Origin of the sequence: Mesorhizobium sp. B2-4-12 (assembly GCF_006441575.1) — a bacterium.
Taxonomy (GTDB): domain Bacteria; phylum Pseudomonadota; class Alphaproteobacteria; order Rhizobiales; family Rhizobiaceae; genus Mesorhizobium.
The window spans coordinates 1-11,339 of sequence record NZ_VFVC01000080.1; the positions used below are offsets into that span (position 1 = coordinate 1).

At 59.4% G+C, this 11,339-nt stretch carries 7 protein-coding genes; 4 read left to right on the top strand and 3 right to left on the bottom strand.

What is annotated here, in order from left to right; all coding sequences use genetic code 11:
* From FJ934_RS27120 to FJ934_RS27130, 3 genes are all read right to left on the bottom strand, one after another.
* Window positions 1-4,829, bottom strand: a 4,829-nt coding sequence (locus FJ934_RS27120) for an AAA family ATPase (RefSeq protein WP_140613478.1), incomplete at its 3' end; no start/stop codon positions are given.
* Between the two features lie 468 nt (window positions 4,830-5,297).
* Window positions 5,298-5,756 carry a MaoC family dehydratase gene (locus FJ934_RS27125; RefSeq protein ID WP_140613479.1) on the bottom strand — a complete coding sequence of 153 codons (459 nt, stop codon included), beginning with the start codon at window positions 5,754-5,756 and terminating at the stop codon, window positions 5,298-5,300.
* Window positions 5,757-5,845: 89 nt separating this feature from the next.
* Window positions 5,846-6,250, bottom strand: coding sequence for a cytochrome c family protein (locus FJ934_RS27130; protein WP_246671656.1), 405 nt, complete (start codon window positions 6,248-6,250; stop codon window positions 5,846-5,848).
* Window positions 6,251-7,012: 762 nt separating this feature from the next.
* On the opposite strand from FJ934_RS27130, the gene FJ934_RS27135 reads away from it, so the two are divergent.
* The 4 genes from FJ934_RS27135 to FJ934_RS27150 all read left to right on the top strand — a co-directional run bounded on the left by FJ934_RS27135 (window position 7,013) and on the right by FJ934_RS27150 (window position 10,929).
* Window positions 7,013-7,381 carry a response regulator gene (locus tag FJ934_RS27135; RefSeq protein ID WP_140613480.1) on the top strand — a complete coding sequence of 123 codons (369 nt, stop codon included), beginning with the start codon at window positions 7,013-7,015 and terminating at the stop codon, window positions 7,379-7,381.
* Window positions 7,382-7,406: 25 nt separating this feature from the next.
* Window positions 7,407-8,066, top strand: a complete 660-nt coding sequence (locus FJ934_RS27140; RefSeq protein ID WP_246671657.1) for a response regulator — start codon at window positions 7,407-7,409, stop codon at window positions 8,064-8,066.
* 195 nt (window positions 8,067-8,261) lie between these two features.
* Entirely contained in the window at window positions 8,262-8,717 is a 456-nt protein-coding gene (locus tag FJ934_RS27145; RefSeq protein WP_140613481.1) for a (2Fe-2S)-binding protein, read from the top strand.
* A gap of 13 nt (window positions 8,718-8,730) precedes the next feature.
* Window positions 8,731-10,929 (top strand): xanthine dehydrogenase family protein molybdopterin-binding subunit, encoded by a 2,199-nt coding sequence (locus FJ934_RS27150; RefSeq protein WP_140613482.1) that lies wholly within the window; start codon window positions 8,731-8,733, stop codon window positions 10,927-10,929.
* Window positions 10,930-11,339: the final 410 nt, after the last annotated feature.

Genomic DNA, 11,339 nt, shown 5'->3' on the forward strand with positions numbered 1-11,339 from the left:
ACGCGGTTCATGCGGGCGAAATCCGATTGCATCTGCTGCAATCGCGCCAGCGCTTGCGTGCGATCCTCGATGTCGGTCAGCAAGATGTACCAACGGGCAATACGCCCGGCATCGTCGCGAATAGGGATACCGCGATTTTCAAACCACCGATATTCGCCGTCAAACCGGCGCAGACGTTGTTCGATTTGGTAGGGCACCCCGGCGGCCATCGATCTCGTGAAAATTTCAGCGAGTCGGGGAAGGTCTTCGTGGTGGACGGTTCCGTCTGTGCCCCAGTTCCTCAACTCCTCTAGGGATCGACCACAATACTCGATGATTTGGAGATTGACGGCTTCGACCTCGCCGTTCGGAGCCAGGATAGCGACCAGACCAGGTATTCCGTCAATTGCCGAGCGCAAACTTCGCTCGCTTTCCGCAAGGTCGCGATAAAGCCGCGAATTCTCGAGCGCTATAGCAGCTTGCGATGCAAGCACCTTCAACACCGTGACGCGGTCGGGCGTGAAGACGTGTGGCATCAGAGTGTTTTCCAGGTAGAGAATGCCAATGGATTTTCCCTGATTGATCAATGGGAGACCGAGAATCGAGCGGGCGCGATGCTGAACGATGTAGGTATCGGCTGAAAACGGGTGCTGGGACGAGGCATCGTCGAGAATCACCGTATCCCGTGTGCGCATCGCGTAGCGAACAAGTGACTCTGGTAGCGCGGCGGCGTTGCTTGCACGGTGTTGCCCTACATGGACGGCCAGGTCCTTCCCGTACGCCGTGGCTTCCGCATCGATCTGCAGTTCCTCGCCGTTGGGGGAAATCAGGAGGCCCCGCTCAGCGCCGGCGTGCTCGACAGCCAAGCGCATGAGCCTGTCGACCAGCTTTTCCAAGATCATCTCGCTCGAGATTGCCTGAGAGACTTCGATGACCGTCGCGAGATCGAGATGCTCGACGGGTGCGGTGATCGTAGACGTAGGGGCGGGGGTCGGCTGCTCATGCTTGAGATCAGGGTACAACCGCTCGAGTTGCCTCACTTTTCCATCCGCGCCCCAGCGGAGATAGCCGTAACGGGCATCTCGTAGATACGCGTGCGCAACGGTTTCGAAGCCGCGGGCAGCCCAGAATCGCGCGGCCAGTTCGTTGGCCAGCGCTTCCGTGTGAATAAAGCTTTGCTCCCGTGCCAAGCGTACCGCTTGCTCGTAAAGTCGCATCGCTTCGTCTTCTCGTCCTTCGAGTCGAGCCAATTCGGCGCCGAGCAGCGCTGCCCGATTAGCGAAATTCTCAGGCCCGTTCTGTGACCATACGGCGATTTGCCCCTTGTGGGCTCTCAACTCCTGCAATGCTTGGTGCCGCTCCTCGGCTGCGGTGGAGTCACAATGCCCTGCCCAAGCAAGAGCCGCATAGAAATGATATTCGGGCAGCTCCTGTTGAGCTGGCAGCGTCCACAACAGCGATGCTGACTTCGAGGCAGCTTCCACCGCGGCGGCGTAGTCGCCGGCATGGACTTTGGCTTGCAGCTTTCGAATCCAGTACCGCGATGCCGCGATGGCCAGGCGGGCGTCGCCTTCCAGATGTTGCTCGAAGTCGCTCTCGCGAAATTCCTCGTCATCGAACGAGCCTAGGTTGGGGGTTTGTCCGCGCAGCGTCCGAATAAGACCAAGCTGCGTCACGATGACATCGCCAATCAGTCCGAACCCTACACTTTGCACGAAAGCGAGCGCGCTTTTTGCCTCTCGCTCTACGGCGTCAAGCGCCTCTCCAGTTGCCAGAAGATTGGTGACCAAGTCGACGCGGGCGAAGGACGCGATCGTGAGATCCCCGACATCGCGAGCGGCTTCGAAGGCGCGTCGGAACAATCCTTGGCAGGTGGCCAGGGGCTGCGTCCAGTGTGCCGTGAACAGGGTAAATCCATAGTAGGCCATGCCTCTGATACGGTCGAACCCGTGTCTCTCGACAAGATCCAGCGCCATTTTGCCGACGCGAAAGCCGGCCTGGGATTGGTCCGGATAGAAACTTGGCACGCTGCCAAGCACAGCGTAGGCGAGGCACGAACCTTCGATGTTGCCGTGTTCAAGGCTGAGGGCCACCATCCGAATGATGATGAGATGGAAGAGATTCAAGTCAGTGAACTGCGCCGCCCCAATCAGCGCGGTGAGCACATTCATTGTCGCCCGCTGCTCTGGATCGCTCATCAATGGCAGATCGAGCAACGCCTCGATCGAGCGGGCTTCGATCCGCCGCCATAATCGACTGCACTCCTGCCTGACCCCTTCGGATGTCGGATGCAGCGACCATCGAGGTTGATGCTGCCTCAGATATGCAAGGCCGATGACGACGGCATCGTCGCTTCGGTCCAGCACCATGTAGAGATTGACCTGCAGATGGACGACGGCGCCAGAGTCGGTGGCATTTTGCGCCTTCCTCGACAGCGCTGTGAGGCGTTGCTCCGCGTCCGCCAGCCGACCGATAAGATACTCGCACTCCGCAAGATGAAGCTCAAGGTCGAAGACGAGCCTGTACTGTCGTGTCCATCCGTCGTTCCCGAGCAAGGACCGGCCGGTCGCGAGATACCGCAACGCATCGCTGGCGGCGCTTGCCGCCTTGGCCCGCTTGCCCGCGATCAGGTTGAATGCGGCGACCTGCTCGCGTTCCTCCTCATCAGTGATCAATGTCCCGGCTCGATCGAACTGGCTGACGATGGTGAAGATTTCGTCATCTTGCCGTTCTGGGGGGATATGCGCCGCGAGCAGTCGCCCTATTCGCAAATGCGCCAAGGAGCGCGGCTCCTCGGGGATCAATGCGTAAGCGGCTTCCTGCACACGGTCGTGCACGAACTTGTAGGTACGATCCAGACGGTCGATCAATTGTTGTCCCAGGCCCTCCCACAGAGTCGCATGCACCTGTTCCTCTGGCATCTGCAGAACCAGCGAGAGCGTTGCGAGATCAGCAGTGTTGCCCAGGCAAGCGAGCTGGCGCAAAGCGGTCTGCGTATCGAGCGGTAGTCGCGTCAGCTGTGGCGCCAGGAACTCGACAACGTTGTCCGTGTATTGTTTGGCGTGGATGCCAGCGAGATTCCAGGACCATCGCCCCTGCACGTGTTCGAAGACTAAAAGATCCTCCTCGGCCAGCGCCTGAAGGAATTGGATCACGAAGAATGGATTGCCATCGGTTTTCGCATGCACCAGCTGTGCGAGCGGGGTGGCGTGCTCCGCAGTGCAATGAAGCGAGTCGGCGACAAGCCTTCCCAAATCTTCGACCGTCAGCGGATTGAGCCTGATGCTTTGAACACGGCCGGTTGCCCGAATAGCCTCCAGTTTAGCCATGAGAGGATGTGATGCCGTGACTTCATTGTCGCGGTAGGCGCCAATAAGCAAGAGATTGCGCAGGTCACGACTTAACAGGTCTTCCAACAGATCGAGCGTTGCCGCGTCGAGCCATTGCAGGTCATCCAGGAAAAGCGCCAACGGATGCTCGGGCCGAGCGAAGAGTTCGATGAATCGTTGGAACACCAGCTGGAAACGCCGTTGCGTTTCCTGTGGCGGAAGCTCAGGGATCGGTGGTGGCTCTCCGATGATGAGCTTCACTTCAGGGACGAGATCGACAATCAGTCCTGCATTCGGTCCGAGTGCCGCCCGCAATGCCTCGCGCCAGGACGCGAGGTCGGCCTCGCTTTTGCCAAGCAGCGGCCGGAGGAGGCTTTGAAAGGCCTGTGCCAACGTCGCGTAAGGAATGTTGCGGTTGTACTGATCGAATTTGCCGGAAGCGAAAAGGCCGCGTGGTGGTACCAGCACCGGCTGCAATTCATTGACGACTGAAGACTTGCCGATACCGGAATAGCCCGACACAAGGACCAATTCCAGCGGGCCGCCTTTGACGACGCGATCAAAGGAAGCGAGCAGGGTCTCCACTTCGCGCCGCCGCCCGTAGAGTTTTTCTGGAATCAGCAGCCGGTCGGGCGTGTCGTGTTCGCCAAGCGAAAAGTCGTTAGCCCGGCGCTGTGCCTGCCATTCCCTCTGGCAGCGGCGAAGATCGCGTTCGAGGCCGGTGGCCGTGTGATAGCGGTCTTCCGCCCTTTTCGCGAGCAGCTTCATGACGATCGCCGAGACGACGCCTGGAATTTCTTTGAGCCGTTCGGTAGGTGCCATCGGCCGCCTGGCCAGATGACAGTGGACCCATTCCATAGGATCCGAAGCGGCAAACGGCAAAACGCCGGTGAGCATTTGGTAGAACGTGACGCCGAGTGCGTAGAGGTCGCTGCGGGAGTCGATTGACCGGTTCATCCGTCCCGTCTGCTCTGGCGCCATAAAGGCGAGCGTGCCGGCGATGGTCTCCGGAGGGTGAGGCGGCTGCCGCTCGCGCGATAGGCGAGAGGCGATGCCGAACCCGGTCAGCCGCACCTCGTTGCTCGGCGCGTTGACCAGAATATTGGCTGGCTTGATGTCCTTGTGGACGAGACTGCGCTGATGGAGCTTGCCAATCGCCGTCGCGATTGCGATGGCGAGGCCCAGGAAATGTCCCATCTCCATGGGGACGCCAAGCAGCGTGTCGAGTGGCTCGCCACCTGCATCTTCGAGTACCAGCACGACGCGGCCGGCGCCGTGCACAAGGTCCAATGGCCGCGCTGCCCACGTCTCGTCGAGCTGATCCTTGAGTTCGTATTCATGGGCGAGACGATCAAGGCTTGAACGGGAAGGGTGGTCGGTTGCGGGCTGCACAAACAGCACAGCGTGCTGCCTTCCGCTCTCATCCGGTCGCCAGCCACGGCGGAAAACGCGTTCGCCGTCCTCCCAGACGGCCTGAGAGCCGATACCCGCACGCGCGCCACTGGGTGGATCGGACACCATATCGCGAACTCCGGCGGCCACGGATGGAGCCAGGCCACTCAGGAGAAATCGTATCGCGTTGCCGGGGAAATGCCAGTCGTCCGTTGCTTTGCCGGTCGCCCCATATGCCTCTCTCTCTCTCTCTCTCTCTCTCTCTCTCTCTCGAGAGCAACGAATTTGCGCGATCCTTTGCGTCTCTTCGTCCCTCGGAATCTTGGCTGGGAAGATTAGGCCGTATCGATCAATGTGCGCGCCGAGGTCCGCAATTGCTCACGCTGTCCAAGCCGGCAAAATAGGTCTCGGAAGCGACACCAGCCCGTTGAATACCGTGGCTGATCGACCTGGGATAATCGCCGGCGCGTGGAGGTTCCCGCGCGTGCATCCAACGTCGACCGATATATAACGCATCATCGCACTCCAAGGGTGGAATCGTGTACACCTACCACAGGACGTTAGCCGAGACGGTCGTGGACGTCAGCGGACCCATACCTAGCCCGGTTGTGGCGGCCGCCGGAAGACGAGTTGCCTGACAATCATTACCTGAACGACCTCATCCTTCTGGTTGAACGTCTCGATTTTCAAGGTGAGCATGCCGCGGTCGGGCTTTGACCGCGAAGGCTGGACGTCGACAATTTCCCCGGTCGCCCGCAGAACGTCGCCCGGTCGGGTGGGCCTGGGCCAGGATATCTCAGCTCCCGCCCCGATGTTGCCACCTGCTATCGGAAGCCCGCTGCTGACGATAAGCCGCATCGTTATGGCAACTACTTGCCAGCCGCTGGCGGCGAGGCCATGGAAGAAGGTGTTGTTCGCGGCCTCCTCATCGAGATGAAACGGCTGCGGATCGTATTCGGCGGCGAACCGCTTGATCTGGGATGAATCGATGAGATGCGTGCCGGTGGCAAACCGACGGCCTACGGCCAAGTCATCAAGATAGAGCTGCTCCTGCATGATTTACCCGCGATGGTTACATTCGATCCGCCGGGAGTTCCGGCCGCTTTTCATACGGGGATCAGTTTGTCGGCCCGCGCGTCAAGCCGTTATTGGGACGTGCTCTTCAGATAGGCGATTACATTTTTTACATCATCGGAATTTCTGAGCCCGGCGAAAGTCATGCTGTTGCCGGGGACTTTGGTCTTTGGGCTTGCCAGAAATTCGGCCAGCGCAGCCTCGTTCCAAACCAGCCCATTCGCTCCGGCTTCCTTCATCTTTTGGGAAAAACTGAAGCCGGGCAGACTACCTGCGTTCCGGCCGACGACCCCCTTGAGGGTCGGGCCGATCCTGTTGCTGTCAGATTCCGCATTGTGACAGGCACTGCATCTCTTGAAGACAGTTTTGCCCGCCTCGACGTCCTGGGCGCGGGCAATCGCCGGCAGCAGGACCAGCCCCGCAGCAAGCGCCATGACAAATTCGCCCCGCATTAGTGATAACGAGATTGCCGACATGACTTCCCTTTTTGGATGAACGGTTTGGCTACCCACATAGTTTGAGGTTCGGCGAACGGATTCAATTACACTTAGGTGTATGCAGTACCTTTGAATTGATCTTACCACGCTCAATGCGCGCCCCCCTGCCGCCAAGTTGGATTCTCGGTGAAGAGCAGCTGCGTGACCGATGCTGGTCGCCAGGGCGCTCAAATCGGGATTGGGAAGGCTGCGCAGACAGATCGACCAAGAGCCGCCGCAAATCCATTGCAGGAAGGTATCCGTGACGTCTTCGTGTCTGTTCAGATTGGCCGACCATGCAAAGAACCAGAACCGACACCAAGGGACTATAGACGCGGACAGAGCAGCAGCGCACTGTCACAGGCGCACATGCAGCTGATGAGGACGGCAATGGCGATCGAATTCGGTGGCCGCGAGCCCGACAGCGCCATGACTTGCTCGCGCTGTTTTTTGCCAGTCCGTCTTACGCTCTTGCAGCCCGGTCCGGCACCGTGTGTCTGATGCTTGGAGAAGCCATTGAACGGTCGCAGGGTCTTGGCCGTCAGTTTGATTTCAAACCGCAGCCTAAACCATTCCGACGCCGTCGCACTGAAGGGCAGGGCACTTTGAAGCAGTCAGCAGGGCCATCGACTTCGCACGACCGAAGAATAGCCCGAGCGGTCAGTTTCGCTGTTTGCGAGGCCTTCCAGAACAAAATCACGACCGATGACGCTGACGCCACGGGCGCCCTCGTCAGCAGGACCAAAAAAATGGTGGAGATTCATGAACGCTAGGCGTCCGGTTGTGTGCGTTGTCGATGACGACGAGTCTATACGCGAGTCTTTGCCGGATCTTGTCAAGGAGCTTGGTTATGGCGCTAAAGTTTTCTCTTCGGCGGAAGAGTTTTTGGCCTCGGATGGTATTGGAACCGCCGGCTGCCTTCTCCTTGACGTCGGTATGCCTGGCATGACAGGCCCAGAATTGCTGCGGGAACTGGTGCGCCTCGGCCGATCCATTCCCATTGTTTTCATCACTGCCCAGAGAGATGATGCAGTGCGCCAACGTCTTATAAGACTGGGCGCGGTGGAATGCCTGTTCAAGCCTTTCAGCGATATAGAGCTTAAGCACGCGCTGAACTTGGCATTACGCTAGGGTCAATCACTGGAGGATGGCTGCGATGCATTCGGAGACCGCACGAAACGAAGGGGGAACAGCATCCATGCCAGGAGAGACGCCTATTGTGTTTATCGTCGACGACGACATTTCTGTTCGCGAATCCCTGGAACTGGTAGTCCGCTCGGCAGGCTGGCAGCCGGAAATTTTCGGGTCCGCACGGCAATTCCTCGCTCACCCACGGGTGACAGTCCCGAATTGCCTGGTCCTGGACGTAAACCTTCCCGATCTCAATGGTTTCGATTTGCAGAAAATGGTTTCCGTTGAGCGCGCGGACATGCCGATTATCTTTCTCACCGGCTATGGTGACGTGCCGATGACTGTGCGGGCGATGAAAGCCGGAGCGGTGGAGTTTCTGACAAAGCCCTTCTCTGACGATGTTCTGTTGGCTGCAATCGAGCAGGCAATCGACCGCAGTCGAATTGCACTTGCCGCCAGTGCCGAGATGCAGTCGCTGCGCGACCATTACGCCTCTCTCAGCCGCCGTGAGCAGGAGGTTATGGCGCTTGTGGTCACTGGCCTTTTGAACAAGCAGGTCGCCTTCGAACTCGGGATCAGCGAGATCACCGTAAAGGCGCACCGGGGCCGGGTCATGCGCAAGATGGACGCCAACTCCCTTGCCGACCTTGTCAATATCGCCGCCAAGCTCGACATCGGGCACTAGAAGGTCTCTTCCGCGCCCAAGCGGGTGGCTCACACGATGGCCTAGGAGCCTCCTGCGGTCGGACATGCTGACAAACACCGCCCAATACCAAGGTATCGCCGACACCATCGTACAATCGATCCATGCGTGCTGCTCCTGCATCCTCGCATCAACGCGCGAGCCGCTCTCGCCACTATAGGGTCCAGGGAGGAAGCCATGCCCTTCGCCATCAAAGTCAACGGTGAGACGCACAACGTCGATGTCGATGACGACACGCCGCTTCTTTGGGTGTTGCGTGACGTGCTCGGAATGACAGGCACGAAATTCGGATGCGGCAAGGCGCTGTGTGGTGCGTGCACCGTGCATGTCGACGGCGAGCCACTCCGCTCATGCATCACCACAATCGACAGCATCGGCGAATCGTCGATCACGACAATCGAAGCGGTCGGTAAGACGGCGACAGGCGCCAAGATACAGCAGGCCTGGCTCGACCTCGAAGTGCCACAGTGCGGTTACTGCCAGTCGGGACAGATCATGTCCGCGGCGGCGTTGCTTGCCAGCAACCCCCATCCGACAGACAGCGACATCGATGACGCGATGTCAGGAAACATCTGCCGCTGTGGGACTTATGTTCGCATCCGCGATGCGATCAAACAGGCCGCCGCAGGTTGAGGGGAGGGTAGTCATGATCAGTCACGGTGAAGCTCAAGTTACCCCTCGGCATCAACCAAGGGTAAACGGCATCTCGCGGCGGGGCTTTTTGCAAGTAGCCGCGGCTGCGGGAGGCGGCCTGGTTCTCGGTCTTGGCCTGCCAATGGCAAACGGCGAGGCCGAGGCAGCCGACGCCGGCACGTTCATCCCCAATGCCTTCATCCGCGTCGGCAGCGATGGGCAGATCGTGCTGACGATGCCCTATGTCGAAATGGGGCAGGGAACCTACACGTCGATTCCGATGCTCATCGCCGAAGAGCTGGAGGTCGAATTGGGGCAGGTGAGGCTGGAACATGCGCCGCCCAATGAGAAGCTCTACGCCAACCCGCTCATCGGGGTTCAGGCGACCGGCAATTCGAATGCGATCCGAGGAGCCTGGAAGCCGCTTCGCCAGGCCGGCGCGGCCGCGCGTCAAATGCTAATCTCGGCGGCGGCAACGCGCTGGAATGTCGATCCCGCGACTTGCCATGCCGAGCGTGGTGAAGTGATCCATGCCGCGACAGGGCGACGTCTCGGCTTCGGCGAACTCGGCACCGACGCGGCGCGAATGCCAATTCCAGAAAACGTTGCATTGAAGCTGCCGCACGAGTTCAAGCTCATCGGCACACCGGCCAAACGTCTTGACCTGCCGGCCAAAGTGAATGGAACCGCGGTCTTCGGCATCGACGCCCGCCCGCCGGGCGTGAAGATCGTAACGCTATCGCAATCGCCTGTATTCGGCGGCCGTGTGAGGAGCGTGAACGATACCGCGGCAAAGGCGGTCAGCGGGGTGCGACAGATCGTTCGGCTCGCGGATGCCGTTGCCGTTGTGGCGGATCACATGGGTGCCGCGAAAAAGGGCCTCGATGCGCTGGTGATCGAATGGGATGATGGACCCAACGCCGCCCTGACCACGGAAGCAGTCGCCGCTGCGCTGGAGCAGGCGATACTGGGTCCGGGCACCGTTGCGCAGACGGTCGGTGACGTCGATGCGGCGATGGCGGGCGCTCTCGTCAAAGTTGAAGCAGGCTACCAGGTACCGTTCCTCGCGCATGCGACAATGGAGCCGATGAATTGCACTGTCCATCTGCACAAGGATGGCTGCGAAATCTGGGTGGGCAGCCAGGTTCTAGGACGCGTTCAGGCTGTCGCCGCGAAGGTGGCGGGTCTGCCGCTTGATCGGGTCGTCGTACACAATCACCTGATCGGCGGCGGTTTCGGTCGTAGGCTCGAAGTCGATGGTGTCGCTCGTGCCGTCGAGATCGCTAAACAGGTCGATGGACCGATCAAGGTCATATGGACGCGTGAGGAAGACATTCAGCACGACATGTACCGTCCAATGTTCGTCGACCGGCTGTCTGCCGGTCTCGACAAGGCAGGAATGCCGGTCGCCTGGAGCAACCGTTTTGCTGGTTCCTCGGTGATCGCGAGATGGGCGCCTCCCGTGTTCAAGAACGGGCTCGATTCCGACACCACCGAGGGCGCGATAGATCTTGTCTATGATCTACCCAATTTGCACGTCGAATATGTTCGGGTGGAGCCGCCAGGCATTCAGACCGCGTTTTGGCGCAGTGTCGGACCGTCCCACAATGTGTTCGTGACCGAGAGCTTCATGGACGAGCTTGCCGCAGCCGCGAAGCAGGACCCGGTGGCTTACCGGCTATCCCTTCTCGACAAAACGCCTCGCGCGAAGGCCGTGCTGCAATTGGCTGCTGAAAAAGCCGGCTGGGGCGAGAAGCTACCCGAACGTGTCGGTCGCGGCGCATCGGTCCAGCATGCATTCGCCAGCTATCTCGCACAGATTGCCGAGGTCGAAGTCTCGAAAGACGGCAAGGTTCGCGTCAGGCGCGTGGTCTGCGCAGTCGATTGCGGGATGGTCGTTAATCCCAACACGGTCGAGGCACAGATTCAGAGCGCAGTCATGTTTGGCATCACGGCGGCATTTCATGGCGAGATAACCCTGAAGAATGGCCGGGTCGAACAGTCTAACTTCGATACATATGAAATTCTTCGCATAGACGAAGCTCCGACCGTCGAAGTTCACATCATCCCCAGCACCGAAGCGCCAGGCGGGATGGGCGAGACCGGAACCTCGGCGATCGTCCCAGCCGTGGCCAACGCAATCTTTGCCGCCACGGGAAAACGCCTCCGAAAGATGCCGATCGACAGCAGCGCTCTCAAGCTCCCGGCCTGACCACCTACAGGCAGAAAGTCTCTGCACGCCATCTGGTCCGATCGCCGGCAACGACGACCAGAAGAACTTCGAGCGATCCCATTCTTCCGCCCGGCTTGGAGGCTTGCATCTGCGCCTCCGGGCTATGGCCGGCAGTGTCGATCTCGGGATTGACCTCCGATGTGCCATGGCAGGCGGATCGGGTCATTTGCTGCCACGCAAATCGAAAAGACAAGGGCTAGTGATCAGGCTCCATTGCATCGGTTTCATCGACTCATTCGAAAGTATCATCGACACCATCGTGTAATAGATTTCCCGTTGCTGACAGTTATATCCGTACCGAACAGATCGAATGTCTAGAGCAGAATCTGATCACTCTGGCTCGTAACCTGCGGCGCTGAAGTAGTTTGTGCATTGCTCGGCGGTGAAGC